This is a genomic window from Serpens gallinarum, assembly GCF_014836765.1.
Taxonomy (GTDB): Bacteria; Pseudomonadota; Gammaproteobacteria; order Pseudomonadales; family Pseudomonadaceae; genus Serpens; species Serpens gallinarum.
The window spans coordinates 113981-132539 of sequence record NZ_JACSQG010000003.1; the positions used below are offsets into that span (position 1 = coordinate 113981).

General features: G+C 59.3%; 18 protein-coding genes and 3 tRNA genes. 16 read left to right on the plus strand and 5 right to left on the minus strand.

All coding sequences use genetic code 11. The features are described from left to right. Positions 1-66 precede the first annotated feature (66 nt). The 6 genes from gacA (at position 67) to H9642_RS08125 (ending at position 3587) form a co-directional block, all read left to right on the plus strand. Positions 67-711 carry a response regulator transcription factor GacA gene (gene gacA, locus H9642_RS08100; protein WP_251835927.1) on the plus strand — a complete coding sequence of 215 codons (645 nt, stop codon included), beginning with the start codon at positions 67-69 and terminating at the stop codon, positions 709-711. Positions 712-713: 2 nt separating this feature from the next. Next, positions 714-2543, plus strand: coding sequence for an excinuclease ABC subunit UvrC (uvrC, locus tag H9642_RS08105; protein ID WP_251835928.1), 1830 nt, complete (start codon positions 714-716; stop codon positions 2541-2543). Between the two features lie 34 nt (positions 2544-2577). Continuing rightward, complete coding sequence (gene pgsA, locus H9642_RS08110) at positions 2578-3138, plus strand: CDP-diacylglycerol--glycerol-3-phosphate 3-phosphatidyltransferase (RefSeq protein WP_251836155.1); 561 nt, start codon at positions 2578-2580, stop codon at positions 3136-3138. A 61-nt stretch (positions 3139-3199) separates the two neighbouring features. After that, positions 3200-3275: transfer RNA gene (locus H9642_RS08115), tRNA-Gly, on the plus strand. Positions 3276-3315: 40 nt separating this feature from the next. Beyond that, positions 3316-3389, plus strand: a tRNA-Cys gene (locus H9642_RS08120). Between the two features lie 111 nt (positions 3390-3500). Then, positions 3501-3587, plus strand: a tRNA-Leu gene (locus H9642_RS08125). A gap of 574 nt (positions 3588-4161) precedes the next feature. On the opposite strand, the gene H9642_RS08130 is transcribed toward H9642_RS08125, so the two are convergent. After that, positions 4162-4482, minus strand: a complete 321-nt coding sequence (locus H9642_RS08130) for an NAD-binding protein (protein WP_251835929.1) — start codon at positions 4480-4482, stop codon at positions 4162-4164. A gap of 354 nt (positions 4483-4836) precedes the next feature. Here H9642_RS08130 and H9642_RS08135 point away from each other — a divergent pair, with 354 nt between their 5' ends. The 5 genes from H9642_RS08135 (at position 4837) to H9642_RS08155 (ending at position 9363) form a co-directional block, all read left to right on the plus strand. Further along, positions 4837-5634, plus strand: coding sequence for an AraC family transcriptional regulator (locus H9642_RS08135; RefSeq protein ID WP_251835930.1), 798 nt, complete (start codon positions 4837-4839; stop codon positions 5632-5634). A gap of 445 nt (positions 5635-6079) precedes the next feature. Next, complete coding sequence (locus H9642_RS08140; RefSeq protein ID WP_251835931.1) at positions 6080-7576, plus strand: radical SAM/SPASM domain-containing protein; 1497 nt, start codon at positions 6080-6082, stop codon at positions 7574-7576. A 16-nt stretch (positions 7577-7592) separates the two neighbouring features. Then, on the plus strand, positions 7593-8330 hold the full coding sequence (locus H9642_RS08145) for a 2OG-Fe dioxygenase family protein (protein ID WP_251835932.1): 738 nt from the start codon (positions 7593-7595) through the stop codon (positions 8328-8330). After that, the gene (locus tag H9642_RS08150; RefSeq protein WP_251835933.1) at positions 8330-9064 is read left to right on the plus strand and encodes an AzlC family ABC transporter permease; all 735 of its coding nucleotides are present in this window, start codon (positions 8330-8332) and stop codon (positions 9062-9064) included. Before H9642_RS08145 ends, H9642_RS08150 begins: the two co-directional genes overlap by 1 nt. After that, positions 9061-9363: a hypothetical protein gene (locus H9642_RS08155; protein WP_251835934.1), complete on the plus strand. Its 303-nt coding sequence runs from the start codon at positions 9061-9063 to the stop codon at positions 9361-9363. Before H9642_RS08150 ends, H9642_RS08155 begins: the two co-directional genes overlap by 4 nt. Before the next feature lie 13 nt (positions 9364-9376). On the opposite strand, the gene H9642_RS08160 is transcribed toward H9642_RS08155, so the two are convergent. Next, positions 9377-9745 carry an AcaB family transcriptional regulator gene (locus H9642_RS08160; RefSeq protein ID WP_286010274.1) on the minus strand — a complete coding sequence of 123 codons (369 nt, stop codon included), beginning with the start codon at positions 9743-9745 and terminating at the stop codon, positions 9377-9379. Between the two features lie 755 nt (positions 9746-10500). Here H9642_RS08160 and H9642_RS08165 point away from each other — a divergent pair. The 5 genes from H9642_RS08165 (at position 10501) to H9642_RS08185 (ending at position 14857) form a co-directional block, all read left to right on the plus strand. Beyond that, positions 10501-10719 carry a hypothetical protein gene (locus H9642_RS08165; protein ID WP_251835936.1) on the plus strand — a complete coding sequence of 73 codons (219 nt, stop codon included), beginning with the start codon at positions 10501-10503 and terminating at the stop codon, positions 10717-10719. 680 nt (positions 10720-11399) lie between these two features. After that, positions 11400-11996 carry a paraquat-inducible protein A gene (locus H9642_RS08170; protein WP_251835937.1) on the plus strand — a complete coding sequence of 199 codons (597 nt, stop codon included), beginning with the start codon at positions 11400-11402 and terminating at the stop codon, positions 11994-11996. After that, entirely contained in the window at positions 11993-12619 is a 627-nt protein-coding gene (locus tag H9642_RS08175) for a paraquat-inducible protein A (protein ID WP_251835938.1), read from the plus strand. The genes H9642_RS08170 and H9642_RS08175 overlap by 4 nt, the downstream gene beginning before the upstream one ends. Beyond that, positions 12619-14244, plus strand: a complete 1626-nt coding sequence (locus tag H9642_RS08180; protein ID WP_251835939.1) for a PqiB family protein — start codon at positions 12619-12621, stop codon at positions 14242-14244. Before H9642_RS08175 ends, H9642_RS08180 begins: the two co-directional genes overlap by 1 nt. 25 nt (positions 14245-14269) lie before the next feature. Next, positions 14270-14857: a PqiC family protein gene (locus H9642_RS08185; protein WP_251836156.1), complete on the plus strand. Its 588-nt coding sequence runs from the start codon at positions 14270-14272 to the stop codon at positions 14855-14857. A gap of 9 nt (positions 14858-14866) precedes the next feature. Here H9642_RS08185 and H9642_RS08190 read toward each other — a convergent pair whose 3' ends face one another. The 3 genes from H9642_RS08190 to H9642_RS08200 are packed head-to-tail and all read right to left on the minus strand — an operon-like array spanning position 14867 to position 18557. After that, a complete protein-coding gene (locus H9642_RS08190) occupies positions 14867-15901 on the minus strand; it encodes a DUF2955 domain-containing protein (RefSeq protein WP_251835940.1) in 1035 nt (344 codons plus the stop codon). A gap of 8 nt (positions 15902-15909) precedes the next feature. Next, positions 15910-17037 (minus strand): HlyD family secretion protein, encoded by a 1128-nt coding sequence (locus H9642_RS08195; RefSeq protein WP_251835941.1) that lies wholly within the window; start codon positions 17035-17037, stop codon positions 15910-15912. After that, positions 17034-18557 (minus strand): efflux transporter outer membrane subunit, encoded by a 1524-nt coding sequence (locus tag H9642_RS08200; RefSeq protein WP_251835942.1) that lies wholly within the window; start codon positions 18555-18557, stop codon positions 17034-17036. Before H9642_RS08200 ends, H9642_RS08195 begins: the two co-directional genes overlap by 4 nt. Between the last annotated feature and the right edge of the window lie 2 nt (positions 18558-18559).

Genomic DNA, 18559 nt, shown 5'->3' on the forward strand with positions numbered 1-18559 from the left:
TTTGTTAGGGTGAACTCAATACTAAGAAACCGCCAATTTGAGCGGTCATGCGAAACGAGGTGTCTTTTGATTAGGGTACTGGTGGTCGATGATCACGATCTGGTGCGTACGGGCATCATTCGCATGCTGGGTGATATCAGCGAGTTGAGCGTGGTAGGGGAGGCCGATTCGGGTGAGGCGGCACTGCTGAAGGCGCGAGAGCTGCAGCCGGATGTGGTGCTGATGGATATCAGGATGCCTGGCATCGGAGGTCTGGAAGCAACTCGCAAACTCCTGCGTAGCTTCCCTGGCATTAGAGTGCTGGCCGTCACCAGTTGTGAAGAAGACCCGTTTCCTACCCGGCTCTTGCAGGCGGGTGCGGCCGGTTACCTGACTAAGGGGGCCGCGCTGGAAGAAATGGTGCAGGCGATTCGTATGGTTCACGCTGGGCAGCGTTTTCTAAGTCCGCAAATCGCGCAGCAGTTGGCACTCAAATCCTTCCAGCCCAATAGCCAATCTTCACCGTTCGAATTGCTCTCGGAGCGTGAAATTCAGATCGCGTTGATGATTGCCAATTGTCATAAAGTGCAGAATATTTCGGACAAGCTCTGCTTGTCCCCCAAGACTGTGAATACCTATCGGTACCGCATTTTCGAAAAGCTTGCCATTACCAGTGATGTGGAACTGGCGCTGCTGGCTGTGCGTCATGGAATGGTGGATGCCGTCGGCTGATCATGTCTACACCCGTTTTTGATCCGGCAGCCTTTTTGGCTGTCTGTAGCAATCACCCAGGCGTCTATCGCATGTTCGATGCGAGCGCCAAACTGCTCTATGTGGGCAAAGCCAAGAACCTCAAAAAACGACTTTCCAGCTACTTTCGCAAGACAGGTCTGGCTAGCAAAACGGCTGCGCTGGTCTCCCGCATCGCGCAAATTGAAACCACGATTACCGCCAATGAAACCGAGGCGCTGCTGCTCGAACAGACGCTGATCAAGGAATGGCGGCCGCCGTACAACATTTTGCTGCGTGATGATAAATCCTATCCTTACGTGTTCCTGTCCAGTGAAGACCTCTACCCACGCTTGGGTATTCATCGCGGCGCGAAGAAGCAAAAGGGTCGCTATTTTGGCCCTTACCCCAGTGCTGGCGCGATCCGGGAAAGCTTGGCTCTATTGCAAAAAGCTTTTTTGGTGCGCCAATGTGAAGACAGCTTCTTCAAAAATCGTACTCGCCCCTGCCTGCAATACCAAATCAAGCGTTGTAAAGGGCCTTGTGTGGGGCTGGTAGACCCTGTCGAGTATGCTGAGGATGTGCGTCGTTCGGTGATGTTCCTGGAAGGACGCAGCAATGCGCTGACCGAGGAGCTATCGACTGCAATGGAGCAGGCAGCGATGCAGCTTGACTTCGAGCGGGCAGCAGAACTGCGGGATCAGGTAGCAATTTTGCGCCGCGTGCAGGATCAACAGAGCATGGAAGGTGGCACGGGTGATGTCGATGTGGTCGCTGCCATCATCAATCCAGGCGGAGCCTGCGTGCATCTGATCAGCGTGCGCGGCGGAAGAGTATTGGGCAGTAAGAATTTTTTCCCCCAAGTAGCGATTGAGGAAGAGAGCGGGGCCGTCCTGGCGGCTTTCCTGGCGCAGTATTATCTCGCCAACAGCGAACGCGACCTGCCAAGCGAACTGATCGTTAACACTCAGCATGAAGATTTTCCGGTTTTATTGGCTGCCATCTCCGAGTTACGCGGGCGCGATCTGAGTATCAGTTATCGCGTGCGTGGTAACCGGGCGCGCTGGCAGCAATTGGCGGTGACCAATGCCGAACAGGCACTGACCGCGCGCTTGGCCAATCGTCAACACACCGCTGCCCGGTTTGAAGCGCTTGCCGTAGCTTTGGAACTTCCCGAAGTCCCGACACGCTTGGAGTGCTTCGATATCAGCCACTCGAGCGGTGAGGCAACGGTGGCGTCCTGCGTGGTTTTCGGTCAAGAGGGGGCGGTGAAATCCGATTATCGCCGTTACAACATCGAAAACGTGACCGCAGGCGATGACTATGCCGCCATGCACCAAGCCCTGACCCGACGCTTCAGCAAGCTCAAGGAGGGCGAGGGCAAGCTTCCGGATATCCTTCTGGTGGATGGTGGCAAAGGGCAGTTGAACATGGCCCGCGAGGTGTTGCAGGAACTGGCGGTGCCCGACTTGCTGCTGCTAGGTGTGGCCAAGGGCGTGACCCGCAAGCCGGGCCTGGAAACGCTCTACTTGAATGATGCTGCTCATGAGTTCACATTGCCGGCGGATTCACCGGCACTGCATTTGATTCAACAAATTCGCGATGAAGCGCACCGCTTTGCGATAACCGGACATCGGGCGCGGCGTGGCAAGGCTCGCCGAACATCAACGCTTGAAGAGATTCCAGGCGTGGGTCCCAAGCGCCGCCGTGAGCTGCTTAAACACTTTGGAGGCTTGCAAGAACTTACGCGTGCTAGCAGCGAAGAAATCGCCAAAGTCCCGGGAGTCAGTAAAAAGCTCGCCGAGTCGATTTATGACTCGTTGCACAGCGGGTAGAATGGCTGCACATCCCGTTGCCCCAGCCGTGCTAATGAATATTCCTAATTTGCTAACTGTTCTGCGTGTTCTACTAATTCCGGTCTTTATTTTACTGTTTTATCTTCCGTTCACATGGAGCTACTGGGCTGCCAGTGCGGTTTTTGCCATTGCCGCTGTCACTGACTGGTTCGACGGCTACTTGGCGCGACGCTTGCAGCAGAGCACGCCGTTTGGAGCTTTTCTCGATCCAGTGGCCGACAAGCTAATGGTTGCCGTGGCTTTGGTTCTGCTGGTTGAAGAACATGCCAGTCTCTGGCTGACACTGCCGGCGGCAATTATCATTGGTCGTGAGATCGTCGTGTCTGCGCTACGCGAATGGATGGCAGAATTGGGTGCCCGTGCTCATGTGGCTGTCTCCAGATGGGGGAAGTGGAAAACCGCAGCACAGATGGTTGCTCTGGTGATTCTCCTGGGTAATCCACCCGCGTTCACTGCCTGGGTGGTACTGGGTTATGTGTTGCTGATCGTGGCGGCAGGACTAACCTTGTGGTCGATGTTGCAATACCTGCTGGCCGCTTGGCCGCATTTAAGTGCTACCCCAGAAAAGAAATAACTTTTTTGAATCAAGGGGTTGACGGACCATTTGAATTCTATAGAATGGCGTCCGTCACCAAGCGGGAATAGCTCAGTTGGTAGAGCACGACCTTGCCAAGGTCGGGGTCGCGAGTTCGAGTCTCGTTTCCCGCTCCAATTTTTACGATGACGCCGCGGATGCGGCGTTTTCGTTTGAGGCCGGGTGGCAGAGTGGTCATGCAGCGGATTGCAAATCCGTGTACGCCGGTTCGATTCCGACCTCGGCCTCCACTATTAAAACCCCTGTAACTCTATGAGCTACAGGGGTTTTTCTTATCTTGCTTAAGCGGGCAGGGCTGTATATATTCCTGATCCACGCGAAATCAAGCGATTGCAGCTACCGCCCGAATGGCGAAATCGGTAGACGCAGGAGACTTAAAATCTCTCGACCGCAAGGTCATGCCGGTTCAAGTCCGGCTTCGGGCACCATTCACTACGCGGGTTACAGCGGTTTTAGTGCTTCTTCCCAAGTTGCCGAAAATGAGCTGTCAATCACCGGTCAATCACCAAGCTGCTCTTAGCTCCAAGCACTACTGGCGGTTTTATTACGCATCAACATCCGTCTCATCCTCGCTACCCTCCTACTTGGATGGGGTGCAAGGGGGCGAGTGTTCGAATCACTTCGTCCCGATCAAGAAACTCCACAAAATCCAGTCACTTAGCGGTGACTGGATTTTTCATGGGCGATTGTTTTTGCCAATTTCTATTTTTGCTCCACTTTTTGCCCCACCCTAAAGTCCACGGTTTTACAAAGCAGGCCGCGCGGCAACTGTTTCTTATCGGAGAGGTGCTGATTGTTGCTTGCTAGGTAAGGGGAGCGTCGCAGGAAATGAACGATTCGGCGCGAGAAATGGTGGAGTTGCTGGCTGACGCGTAATCTGGCACGGCACTGTAATTGACCTGGCCTGCTTATTATCTGAATCGCGCCTATTACAAAGAGAAGGTCGCCTGTTCAGCCGAGCTTATCGCCACCGCGACGTGCAGCCACCTTCGCTAGCTCTACCTAGTCAAGATGCCCATCACTCTGCGCGATGGCTTCGATCATGCTATCGCGCAGCACGCTTCCAAAAGGCAACGGAAGGTTGTTGGCTTCACCAGCGCTCAGCGCCAACCGTACCTCCTTCAAACAACTTGAACCCACAGGCGAGAATCGCTGTTCGGCGATCATAGCGCCGTAGCCCTTGTAGACGGGTGAAGGGTAGAGAGTATGAGTCAACAGTTCGATAAAGTCGGGCACAGCGATGCCGTACGACTTTACCAAGGCTGACGCCTCGGCCATCGATTCAATAGCGCACGCGATACTGGAGTTGGCCGCGATTTTCACGGCGTTGGCTGGGCGGCAACCTCGCCGAAATACCATGTCTTCTGGCCCATCAAGTCGACAGCGGCTGTACTTTGGAAAGGACAGAAACCGGCCAGGAGAGGACAGTCATCCCAATAAATAAATCTGTCCCCCCGTTTACTCGTCCCCCCGTTTACTCAATACGCTATCCATATCCTGATCGGAAAGCTGGCGTATCATCATCTGCTCCCTAAATTCTGACAATGACGCGTTGAGCGGCCAGGAACTAGCACGTCATGCGACTGCGGCTGTTCGCAGAAGTATGTTATCAGGAGACCGGCTCGGTACTCTGGGAGTGCAAGTCAAGCTAGGAGCTACAGCTGAGAAGGAAGACACATGGCTCTTAAGGATTGGGCGGTACGCGCCCCGAAAACAAAGCTGGAACGAATGGAAGCATACTTTGGCGGCTTCGGATTCGAGCCCCATAGGCACGATACCTACGCTGTTGGTCGCACACTTGCCGGCGTGCACAGCTTTCGCTATCGCGACGACATGAAGCACAGCCTTCCTGGCGGGACCATCGTCATCCATCCGGATGAGCTACATGATGGTGAAGCCGGAAGCGCCGAAGGATTCCACTACCGCATCCTTTATATCGAACCCGCTCTGCTTCAGCAGGCGCTAGGCGGTACTACTTTGCCCTTCGTCCCGGATGGCGTTTCGCGCGACCCCCGTCTGTTCGCTGCGACCCAAACGCTCATGCAGGGGATGGACTGCCAGATCGATCCGCTCGAGGAAGATGATGCCATCTACGATCTAGCACAGGCGCTCGCCGCCGTTTCCGGCGTCCGCAAGCGACGCCGCACCCTTGACTACGTTGCGGCTGAACGCGCACGCCACTACATCCACTGTGCCCTGGACAGCATCATCACGCTTGAAGAACTAGAGCGAGCCAGCGGCCGGGACCGATGGAGTCTATCCCGGGATTTCAGGGTGCTATACGGAACCAGCCCCTACCGATATCTGACGATGCGTCGGCTCGACCAGGTTAGATCTCAGCTCCTCTCGGGCCAATCGCTGATCGATGCCGCGTTGAATACCGGCTTTGCAGACCAGAGCCATATGGCACGGCATTTCAAAAAGACCTATGGGATATCACCGGCTCGGTGGCTGCAGATGCTGCGCCGAAGCTGAACCGCAAAACCTGCACGATCGTTCAATACCTTCCAGGTACCCCTCTCTAAACTCGTTTGCGCTGTGCTTGCCGTGGAGATTCGTCTCTTCGCATGCCACAGCGTGTCTCGGCTGGCACGTCTGGCTGGGACATGCACGCACTCACGGAGTGCTTCATCAGGGCAAACGACTCGATCGACCCTTAGAACAATGAGAGAGGGCTTCAGGATGAACACGAACCACATCAGCGCGACGATCGGCGGAACTGTTGGCGGAACGGTCGGCGGGACCGTAGGCGGAACTGTCGGTGGGACCGTGGGTGGAACTGTCGGTGGGACTGTGGGCGGCACCTTTGCAGTCGGTGGCGTGAAGCTGAGCCAGCGTCTGACAAGGTAAGTAGAGATGGCGGCGTCTGACCTGACGCCGCCATTCGCCTGTCGCCAATGCAACTGCAGAGGGTAACCAGTTGAATTCATTCGAATCCGAGCCATTTATTCTTTCAGAGAACATCGTTCAGACGAAGGTCGATCAACACTTTGCGACATATCACCGCCTGCTGGGTGGTCTGTTCTTTCTGGACGAAGCTGGTCAGGAACTCCTCAATACCTACCGCAAGCCTCGTAACGTGCCGGCCAGCTTACTGTCGGGAGAGGCCAGTACCAGAGCTGATGAGCTGACCCAGCAGCTTATTGCACGCCACATCCTCGTTCCGGCCCGCGGGCAGCAGCTACCGGCCGGACCTTCGGTGGTCGAGAAGAAGATCAACATCATTCAGCTGATACTGGCCAACGCCTGCAATTTCGGTTGCACCTACTGTTTCGAAGGCGTCCAGGGCAAGGAAATGTCGGCCGAAGACGAATACAACAAGGTCGACACTTCGCGGCTTATTGCCCGTGAAGGAATCAAGGTAAATATTGAGGATTCGATCTATGCGTCCAAGGAGCGCTTCGACCATCAGTACGATCCCAAAAACAGGTCGATGAAGCCTGCAGATGGCATCGCCTACGTTGAATCGGCTCTGGCCGTGGCTCGCTCCGAGGGCGTCGTCGAAGTGATGCTCCAGTTCTTTGGCGGTGAACCACTGCTCAACTGGCGCACTATCCAGGCTGTGCTCGAGCGGTTTGGAAATGGTGAGCGCGAAGGCATCAAGATTCACTACTCGACTGTGACCAATGGGTCGCTGATCACTGAAGAAGTGGCGCGCACTTTCGCCCAGTACCAGGTGGCCGTCTGCGTCAGTTTCGATTCCCCCACCAGCCCTAGCCGGCCGCTGAAAAATGGCGATGACAGCACACCTGTCGTGATGCAGGGATTGAGGACTCTTCAGAGGTACAACAACCGGGTGGCAATCAATGCCGCGCTGACATCCTCGACCTGGAGCGATTTTGATAACTCGATCGTTGATCTGGCCGTCGATGTCGGCGCTCGAGAGATTGGCGTCGTCGTCGATTTCGACCCTACGTTCTATTCGGACTTCGGGGCACGAAACATCGTCGAACGTCTCTGGAATGTCGTGGAGTACGGCAGATCACGCGGTGTCGTGCTTACCGGATATTGGCACCAGATTTTTCAGGTCATGCTGGGTTTTGACAGCGTTACTTTTCGAGGTTTTAAAAACTGTTCGGCCAAAGGCGCGCAGTTCAGCATCGAGCCCAATGGTTCGGTCTTCGCCTGCAAGGCGGGTTCGACCCTCCTCGGGGACATTCGCGATGGCACTGAGATCCTCAATTCCGAGCCCTATCTGCAGCATGCGAGGCTTCGACGAGACAACCCGGATTTCTGCCGCGGATGCGAGATTGAAGGCTTCTGCGGCGGACTATGCCTGGGGCCGCTGGAAAAGAAATTTGCGTCGGTCGACTCCGTTGAGCCCTCGGCCTGCGATTTCTACCGAGGTATCACGCAAAAGCACATCGAATCGCTGAAACCCTACGAAGTTGCCACCTTTGATCTCCAGCCAGCTTGATTCGAGAAGGATTCGTATGACTACCGCTATGGCACCGCTGCTCCCTGTTACGCAGTCCGATAATGATTTTCTCAACAGAGGCTTCTGTGTTGTTGACATGCCAGTCATGTCGGACAGCTTCCAGGCGACCTTTGCAAACCTACCACGTGATCAACACAGCCCGAGCCGGTTGCGGCAAATTCGGCTCTCCCAGTACCTGGGCTTCTGGGACGAGGTGGAGTGGGTTTTCGCCACCCTGCCACAGCGTAAGTACATTCAATCGGCCCGCTACATAAGGCTGGCGGAAGCCGGCGGAGTGCCGCGGCATCGCGAGCCGCTTGAAGTGGATCCGAGTGCGTTGATTGCCCGTGTACTGGAACACCTGCCGATTGATCGCCAGGAGATGCTCCAGGTGAACGTCAATCAGATTCGGGTGGTTGCAAACAGCCTGTTCAAGGGGGTCACGGTGCCCGAGGGACCGCACCGGGACGGCCATGAGTACAGTGTCATCGCCGTGGCGCGCAGGGAAAAAGTGAAAGGCGGCGAGACGCAGGTGATTGACCCTGCCACCATGGAGGTGGTGTATCGGCAAACCCTGGCAGAGAATCAGGCGATTCTCATCGATGATGAGCGCTACATTCATTATGCGACCAACATCGAACCTGTCGAAGGCGAGGCTGGCTATCGGGACATTTGGGTGATCGAAATCAACCGCTGGGAGAGCCGGGCCTACGGCCGCGCTCATGAAAGGCTGGCCATGGCGGCCGAGGGTTAATGAAGAGCATCGCCCGAATACGCAGTTGGGGTGCCGCTGTGCTGCAAACCGGTACGCTGCATCGCCCGCTTTATCGCGTGGTCCCGACTGCGCTTGCGATCGTTCCGGTTAGCGCGCTGTTTGGCGCGCTTGCCGCACGTGCCGACTGGTCGTGGCTCGAGATCCTGGCGGTGGGTGTGCTTGGCTTCTCCGGCAGCGGCCAATTCGCCTTGCTGCCACTTGCAGAGGCCGACGCCGGCTTCTTCACAATGCTGATGGTCACGGCATCGATCAATAGCCGCTATTTGCCGATCGCCTATGCTTCGGCGGGACGGCTACCCACATCGCTCACCCAGCGAGCCGTGGTCGCACACATGCTGGGTGACGAGGCCTACGCCACCGAGCATGACTCTGACAGCAAGCGCGCCGTCATGCTGATACGAGGGACAATATTCTGCGCCTGGGTTGGCGCAGGTTTGCTCGGCGCTGTGCTGGGGCAATTCATTCCGGCTGCCTGGGTCGGTGAGGGCGTCAATCTCGGCTTCCCCGCGAGCGTGGTGCTGATGCACCTGTCAGCCTTGCAGCTGCGCGCCCGGCTCTGGCAGGTGCCAGGCAGCAGTCGCACCCGGGGCCTTGCGGCGGCGGGGTTGTGTGCAGGGGTATCGCTCTTACTGATCAGCCTCTTGGGCCCGCTTTACTTCTGGATACCGAGTGTGTTGGCGGCCACGGTGATTCTCGGAAGGACCGATATATGAATCAATCGGTGGCCATCGCAATCGGGGCATTATTCCTCACCAGTTGCCTGGTCAGGATCCTCCCAGCGTTCGTGTCGCTTCGGATGGCGCCCGAGAGTCGACGTTACGTCGAGCGGGTTCTACCAGCAGCTGTCTTCATCAACTTCGCCGTCTATATCGCTTATTCCGAGCTGGTGCGAGAGCCTCTGGCGGCGGCGGTCTCGCTGGCCGTAGTTGCAGCTGTCGCTTTCCTGAATGCGCTTGGGCTCATCAGCGCAGCCGCCTTAGGTACCGCGCTTTACTTTCTTCTGGCAAGTTGACCGACCGTCGAGATCAAGAAGGGGTCGGAAATCCTTGATCAGGTATCCGAAGTGTTGATGCTGTAACAGGGGCGTCACGACGCTGAGAAATCGTCGGTGCGTACTGCGAGCGCTGCATTCCGCTGAGAAGGTCTTCCGGCACGGGTTCCAGGCGTGCGCGGACTGCCTGCGCCTCGGCGTGGTTGGCCCGAAAGTCCTTGCGGCTCAACCCCGACGGTTTGCAGCGCTGCGCCAGGTCGAACAGGCCGCGTAGCTGATGGTCGCCACTGTCTAGGATGTGCGCCATGTCTTGCTGAGTAATCAGCGCGGTGTGATGGGCCAGCAGGGCACGACGAGCCAGCACGTCGTAGTCCGTTAGCAGGTAGACGCCCAGAAAACCCAACTGATTGCAATGAACAGCGGCAGGATGACCGGGCGCTGATTCAGATTTTCACCCGTGATTTGTTCGGTTATTGCCGCTCGAGATACGTGCGGTTATGTCACTGACATAACGGCCATTGCGCCGGACGGCGGGATTATTCCACTGGCATAACGGATCAGGACTCACGCCTCAAACGGCTGTGCTGACGAAGTTCATCCAGGCAGGCCTGTACCTGTGTGGACACCGGGTCGCCAGGTTGGCGTTTGGGCTGTGGAGGACGAGGGCGTTCGGGCGGTTTGGCAGTGGGCGCAGTGCTTGTCTCGCTGGCTGGTTTCCCGCGAGGCGCTCGCGCTGCCTGGAACGCTGGACAGATAGTGCTGGAGGTCGCCGTAGCGGGGTGGTGGCGCTTCAGGCTCGCGGGCCAACAGGTGAATGACCCAGGCATTGCCTGTTCCAGAGGGCAGGTCAGATTTCGAAACCGTCGTGCACGAATCGACTTTTTTGCCATCGGTATCGCCGGCGCTGGCCCGGTCGCGGCCGCATTCGCACGGGCCCTGGCACGTCGGAACATCCCGGCGATCCTGTCCAACAGTCGCGGTCCGCCAAAGCTCAGGTATTGCACCCATGTCTGCCCGTCGCGAACGTCACGCTCATCTTAAATGCTTCATTCACCTAGGGGCGGAATCTGACCGATCCGACCTTGGTCTGCCGGGCGAGCCTGGCAGACTAGGATATGGTGAATGTACCGGCATGGGGCCGGATCAAGGAGGAGTAACGTGGACGCACATACCAAAATTTTCGACTTTGGCGGGATCGTGTTTGATGTTCACTCTAAGAAACATCCGAACGGTTGGGAGATGAGGTTAGAGATTGGTGACCCAATCAATATCTCCAGGTGTGACGCTGATAGCCTGTACAGCACTCTTGATGAGGGGTTGGCAGCTGGCGAGGATCTGGGCAAAAAGTTAATTAACGGGTATATAAACTCTCTCTAATTGTTGTGCAGCGATTGGTTTGTTCGCGCAGCACCTCACCTCGGCGGCCCAGGCATCTGCCCGGCCGCCGATCAATCTTGACGGCAGAGTCGTCAGTCAGACGGGATGAACCGGCGTCGATGCTCTACCTATGCGCGGCTACATCCTGGGCACGGGCTCGACGGTGTAGCGAGCTGCTGCCATATCCAGTTAGGGCTTCCAGGTTGGCGCCCCTCTCCTCAATCGCCATTGTTAACGGATGCTGCACCACTACCCAGCTCGCGCAGATCACCAAGGTAGATCCGGTTCTCCGTGGTCGCTCACAGTGGCAGCTCCAGGTTTTTGAACGTCCCGTGAAATGCCGGAAGGCGCCGAGTTCGGTACGTGCGAATGACTTACTAAGCCTGTTAATTAATACGTATCGATCTGGTTTTAAATTGCCGCGCTTTCGGCAGGGATGTTGAATGCCACGCCCTGAGGGCTGCCTTTATTGGAATTTATCAGCCGTCTCCGCAGCTTGACGCTCTGCACCTCGATCACAGCGTGAACTTAACCAGGTAACGCTATTCTACAACTGTGCCTTCCTCGTCAATTCCGCCGGGCTTGTCGAGGGGTCGTGAATGGCCGGATAGGTGCAACCTGAGCGTGCAATCTTTAGGTTGGCCGTATTTGGCATAGCCTATCCAGGTGGGGCCGTTGAAGTGACCGACACTCGCGAGTTCATAGTTTGCGAATACTGCGATGCGGTCTATCGCAAGTCATCCTTGGCGCGTCGACAGAGCGCGATCTGCGCACGTTGCGGCGCGGTCCTCCAGCGTCATGTCGGTCTTTCGGTGCAACAGCGTCTTGCCTTGAGCGTGACCGCCGCCATCCTGCTGATCTACTCCAACTACTACCCCGTGATGAGCATCAGCCTGCAAGGCGTAAGCAACTCCGCGACGCTGTGGGATTCGGTGCAGATCCTCAGCCAGGGATCCATCACTTTCATAGCACTGGTGGCCGCCCTGACCATTATCATCGCGCCGATCCTGCAAGTGGTACTGCTGATCTGGGTCCTGTTGTTCGCCCTCGGCCATAGGCGTTCTCCAGGGTTTGCCCTGTGCATGCGTGCCCTGGAAAGCCTGCGGCCGTGGAACATGCTGGAGGTTTGTCTGCTGGGCGCGCTGGTGGCGGTGATCAAGCTGGCTGGTCTGCTGGATGTGGTGCCGGGGATAGGACTGGTGGCCCTGGCCGCATTGAGCGTGCTGTTGATCTATATCGCCGGCCGCGATGTGCGCGACCTGTGGGACAGGTTATGAACGACCCCCCACTGGCCGGCGCGCTGAACCTGTGCCTGTGCCATGACTGCGGTCAGGTCTGCGACATGCATGGTCACCCCGACCGCTGCAGTCGCTGCGGCGCTCCGCTGCACTGGCGCAAGCCTGATGCGATTGCCCGTACCTGGGCCTACCTGCTGGCTGCGCTGGTGTTTTACATACCTGCCAACCTGGTACCGGTCATGCACACCAGCATGCTCGGCAGTGGCGGCGGCAGCACCATTATCGGCGGCGTCGTGGAATTCTGGGTCGGCGGCGCCTGGGACATTGCGCTGATCATCTTCATTGCCAGCATTGGCGTACCGGTCATCAAGTTCGCGGTGCTGGCCTTGCTGCTGATCACCACCCAGCGAGGCAGTGCCTGGGCGCAGCGCCAGCGTGCGCAGCTCTATCGCTTCATTGAACTGATCGGCTACTGGTCGATGCTGGATGTGTTGGTGGTAGCCCTGGTCGCCGCACTGGTACAGATGAAGGAGCTGGGAACCATCGAACCGCGCCCGGGCATCCTATTCTTTGGCTTGGTGGTGGTCTTTACCATGCTGTCGGCCATGAGTTTCGACCCCCGTCTGATCTGGGACAGTACGACTGCCAAGGGGGACGGTTGATGCAACAGCACTCGATGAATCCAGCAACGCCGGAGCCGGCCCCCATCAAGACCCGGCGCTGGAACGTGTCGCTGGTGTGGATCGTGCCGATCGTGGCCCTGCTGATTGGGGCCTCGCTGGTGGTGCGCAACTGGATGCAGGAAGGCCCGACCGTCACCATCACCTTCAAGACAGGGGAGGGCCTGGTGGCCAACAAGACCGAGGTTCGCTACCGCAATCTGGTGATCGGCAAGGTGACCACGATCGAACTGGCCGAGGACAAGAGAAGCGTTAAGGTCACGGCGAGCCTGTCCAAGGAAGCAGAATCCTTTGCCAGGGCCGACTCCCAATTCTGGGTGGTGCGGCCGCGTATCGGGGCCGGTGGGGTCACCGGGCTGGATACCCTGTTGTCGGGCAGTTTCATTGGCGCCGATGCCGGTCAATCGACCCAGCGCGCCGACAGCTTCGTCGGTCTCGAATCGCCGCCTCCCATCACTTACGGAGAGGAAGGCAAGAGTTTCTTCCTCTCGGCACCGGAGCTCGGCTCGCTGGATATCGGTTCACCCATCTACTACCGCAAAATTCAGGTGGGACAAGTGATTTCCTATGCCTTGGATGCCGATGGTAAGGGCGTGACGATCGGGGTATTCATCCGTGCACCCAACGATGCCTACGTCACGGCGGATAGCCGCTTCTGGAATGCCAGCGGTATTGATGTATCCGTCGATGCCAAAGGTATCCGGGTCGATACGGCGTCGCTGGCTTCCGTGCTAGCCGGGGGGTTGGCTTTCGGCTCTCCGGAGTTCGTGTCCAGTGAGCAAGCGGCCGCGCGAGGGCATCGCTTCACGCTGTTTGCCAACCAAGAGAGCGCACTGGCACCGCCTACAGGTGCGGCGCGGTACATTCGCTTGCGGTTCGATCAGTCACTGCGCGGGCTGGCGGTCGACGCACCGGTCGAATTCATGGGCGTCGAGTTCGGCAAGGTCATAGCGGTGCAACTGGATTTCGATGAACAGAAACAGTCGTTCCCGCTCATCGTCGATGCGGTGATTTACCCCAATCGCCTCGGGCCGGCCTATACCAAAATGATCGAGGCGCTCAAGCATTCGCCCGGTGACGAGTTAGCTGCCGCGCAGCTCATCGAGTCCTTCGTTAAGCATGGTTTGCGCGCGCAGGCCCGCAGCGGCAACCTGCTGACCGGCCAGCTGTACATTTCCCTGGATTTCTATCCGGATGAACCGCCCGTCGCCTTCAATCCGGCGGAACGGCCGATTCTCGTCCCCACGGTGCCCGGCAACCTGGAGAGGGTTCAGGAGCGCTTGCAGCAATTGGTCGATCGGGTTAGCCAGTTGCCTCTCGAACGCATGGTCAGCAACCTGGATGCGAACCTGAACGAGCTGCGCCAAGGGCTTCGGTATTTCAATCGCGAGACGCTGCCGGGAATACAGAAGACCCTGGAAGAGCTGCAAGGAACCCTGGAGTCGGCCAACCTCGCACTTGCCGACGATTCCCCGCAGCGCCAGCAAATCGGCCAAACGCTCAATGAGCTGCGGCGCATGTCACGTTCGCTGCGCGAGCTGACGGACTATCTGGGCAGGCATCCCGAGTCGCTGATCCGGGGCCGTTCGAATTCATCCGAAAGGTAACCGATTGCGGGAGTGAGCTATGACGATGCTGCCCGAATACCTGTCGAGTCGCCTGCCTGTGGCACTGGGGATCTGCATGGCGTTGGCCCTCAGCGCCTGCGCGAGTGATCCGGTCAACTTCCACACTCTTGTGGTGCCCGCCCATGCGCAACCTGCCGTCCCGACACCGGCCATGGACATTCGCGTCGAACCGGTAACAGTGCCGCCCCAGGTGGATCGTACGCAAATTGTCATTCGCCAGGGACGCAGCGGCCTGCAAGTGTTGGAAACGGAGTGGTGGGGGGCCACCTTGGCTGATGAAATCCACAGTGCCCTGCGGGACCAGCTGAATCCGCCGCCGGCAGAATCCCCAACGACGTCAGGCACGGCCTCGCTGCAGATCGATGTGCAGCGCTTCGATTCCGTGCTCGGGGAGTACGCCTTGCTGGATGTGAAATGGCGGCTCAAGGCGCAGGGCAAAAACGGCGAGAAACGCTGTCATACAGTGCTACGCACGCCGGCCGGCGAAACCCTGGAAACGCTGGTTAACGCTCATCAGAACAACCTGACGCGGCTGGCCGCTTTGATTGCCGAGGCCAGTCACGGCCGCCTACGCAGCTGCGCGGGTGGCTAATAAGCCCAGCTAGCCGACTACGGGTGGCCTGCGCCGCCGGCGCAGCTGATCAAGTAAAAGCACCATCAAGCAGGCGTACAGGCTGATGGCAATAAACAGGCTCATACGCACCGCGAAAGCATGGTAGACATCCTGGCCGTCGGCGCTGTCCTGCACCGACAGGCCGAGCAAAATGATCATGGTCACCTGGGTATTCAGCCAGAAGCCCGGGCTGAACCGGCCCGGCCGCAAGCCGTAGAGTTTGCGCGCCAGCAGCAGACCGACTAGCAACATCCACAGGAAAAACATCCACAGGTGCACAAACAGACCGAGCGCCCACCAGAACAGGATGGCCAGCAGGCCGCCGAGCAAAGTCGAGCCCAGCAGTTCCCGGGCGGCCATGCGCGTCGTGGTGCTGCAGCTCTGCTGGCCGAGGCTGACTGCCTTGAGGATGATCGCCAGATAGCCGGAGGGGTCGATCAGCGCCAGCAGGTAGGCGGGCATCACCACCAGCGTGGCGCGCAGTGCTAGCCAATCGGCAGCGGCCGCAGACACCGGTACCCCAGCGGGGGCAGGCGCCACGCTGGGTGGATCGGGAAACAGGCTGTGGCCGACCCATAACGCCAGCACGGCGAGCAATAACCCCTGAACCAGCGCGTTGATCACGGCCACCGCCAGTCCGAACTCGACGCTGCCCAAGGAAGAAATCATGGTCAGCCCGATCACCAGAAATGTGGTGGTCAGGGTACTTTTGCTGCCCCGTAACCCGCGGCGAAACGCCAGAAACAGGGCCAGGGCCACCAGCAACAGTGCGGTCAGTGGCGCGTGATGCAGAAGAGGAATCAGTAAAAGACCGCTGCCCGTGGTAAGCACCACCAGTACGATCAGGCCCAAGCCAGCCTTGAGCGGCAAGGGGCGGTCGAGTTTGGCGAGCAGAAAGGTGGCCAGCAACGGCGCGATGAATGGCAACGGCAGGTTGAGACCGAAGCTGGCCGCCAGGCACAGCGCGGTGCCCGTGGCCAGGCGCAACGCGCGCTGGGCGCGGGGGTCAGGCGCAGCACGCATGACGACAATTAGTAGGCATAGGCCAACCAGCTCATCACGTACAGGAACAGGCGACCGAGCAGGTTGAGCGGGTTGCCCCGGGTGGGAAAGGCCATGACATCTGCCTGACCGCCGACGCGAATGCCGCGCAGGCTGGCCAGTTCCCCCGGATCGAATTCAATGATGACCGGAAAGCGCTGGGCCGGGCGCAACCAGTCGCGGCTGTTCTCCACGCTGGGCAGCGTGCCGGGGGCGGTGTTTTCCCCAACACTGACCCCATAGCCGACACTGCGCACCCGGCCTTCAAATATCCTGCCGGGCAGCGCGTCCAGCACGATGGCCACCGGCGTGTCCGGCACGACGCGGCCCAGGTTGTTCTCGGTCATTTCCGCACGGATCCAGACGGCCTGCAGCGTGATCAGCGTCATCACTGGGCTGCCGGCCGCGGCAAATTGACCCACGTCGGTACGCAAGTCGGTAATCAGTCCGGCCGTACGGGCCCGTACCTTTGTGTTAGCCAGGTCCAGCTGGGCCTTTTCCAGGGCCGTGGCGGCGCTGCGCAGCAGCGCGTTCTGTTCCTCGCTGCCGCCTTGCTGTTCCCGCGCCCGTTGCACTTCGGCGCGGGCCGCTGCGACCTGACTGATCGCCTGCTCATGGGTGGCGCGTGATACTTCCAGGCGGCGTATGGAAATGGTGCCTGGATCTTCGCGATACAACCGTTCCAGGCGGTTCCGGTCCTGTTGTGACTTGAGCTCGTCGGCCTGGGCGGCGCGTAGGGCGGCCAGCGCCGAGTCAATGCCGGCGGTGCTGGCCGCGATCTGTCGGCGTGTCGACTCAAGGTCGGCCCGCGCCCGCTCGACAGCGATCTGATACTGCTCCGGGTCTACCTCGAACAGCACGGCGCCTGCCTCGACCTCCTGGTTGTCGCGCACCAATACGCGGGTTACCCGGCCGGCCACTTCAGAAGCTACCGGCACGATAAAAGCCTGGACCCGCGCCTGTTGGGTGTAAGGCGTGAAACGGTCGGCCAGCAGGTACCAGCACAGGCTCAGGACGATCAGCCAGATCACCCGCTTGACCCCTTTATCCACGGGCGCAGCGGGCGGCTCCGGCGCGGCGGCGGGCGGATTCGGCGCAGGCTGCTCGGCGTCAGTCATGGTGGCGCTCCTTGTGGAGGGCTGGGCGCGGGCTCGTCGAGCAGATCGCCCCAGTGGGAGCGTTGCTGCATCTGCGCGCGGCTGGCCGCATCGACTCTGGGCTGGGCGCTGTACCAGCCGCCGCCAAGGGCCTTGTACAGAGCAATCAGGTTGTTCACCGCGCTGTTGCGCGTCACCAGGTAATTGTCCTGCTGCACAAGCAGCGCGCGCTGGGCATCCAGCACGCGCTGGAAATCGGCGTAGCCTTCGCGGTACTGGGCATTGGCCAGGGTCAACGAGCGCTCGGCGGATACCGCCGCCTCACCCAGGATGCGCGCGCGCTCCAGCGCCTTGGTCAGCCCCCGCGCCGCATCGTCCGCCTCGCGCGCCGCCTGGCGCACGTTGTCGCGGTAGATTTCGATCAACTGTTGCAGGCGAGCGTCCTGCACACGCACGTTGTTGCGGGTCCGGCCGTAATCGAACAGGTTCCACCGCAGGCTGGGGCCGCCGAAACGATCCAGGGTATTGGGCGCACCGTCCAGTGAACTGGTGGACCAAACGATGCTGCCCAGCAGGCTCAGCGAGGGATAGAGATCGGCCTGGGCCACGCCAATCAGGGCGGACTGGGCGGCGACATTCAACTCGGCCGCGCGGATGTCCGGCCGGCGGCGCAGCAAGTCGGCCGGCACATCCTGCAGCACAGCGTGGTCGATCAGCGGGATCAGGCTTTGCTGCTCGGCCAGTTCTGGCAGCTGGCCGGGTGGGCGGCCGACCAGCACCGCCAGGGCATTGCGGGTGCGGGCGACCTGATCCTCGAAGTCGGGGAGGGTGCTCAGGGTGCTCAGGTACTGAGTCTTAGCCTGTTGCAGGTCGAGTTCGTCACTCTGGCCGCTGCTGAACAGTTTTTCGGTGATCTCGAAGCTGCGCCTCTGCTGCTCGGTATTCTCGCGGGCGACGCGCAGGCGGGCCTCGGTGGTGCGCAGGAGGTAATAGGTTTCCGCCACTTGGGCGCGCAGCAGCACCAGCACATCCTCATAATTGGCTTCGGCAGCGAAGTAGGCGGCATCGGCCGACTCGATGGCGCGGCTGAAGCGACCCCAGAAGTCCAGCTCCCAGCCGATGTCGAAGCCCAGGCTATGTTGCCAGAACTGGCTGTCCTGCGGGTTGCGCCCGCCGGACTGGTTGCGGTCCAGGTAGACGCTGTCAGCAGTGGCCTGCTGCAGTTGCGGGTAACGTCCACTCTGCGCGATGCCCAACTGGGCGCGGGCTTCCATGACCCGCAGCCCGGCAATCCGCACGTTGGCGTTGTAAACGTCGGCTTCGGCAATCAGGCGCTCCAGCAGCGGGTCGTCGAACACCTGCCACCAGGTACGCAGGTCAGGATGGGCGTGCTGCAGGCTGGCCTGTTGGATGGCGCTGCTGTGCCACTGCTCGACCCAGGCTTCGCCCGGCGCCTGGAAGTCCGGCCCCAGACGAACGCAGCCGGTGAACGCCAGTGCGCCGAACAACGCCAACCGGCCGGGGCAGCGTGCGCTAGGCATGG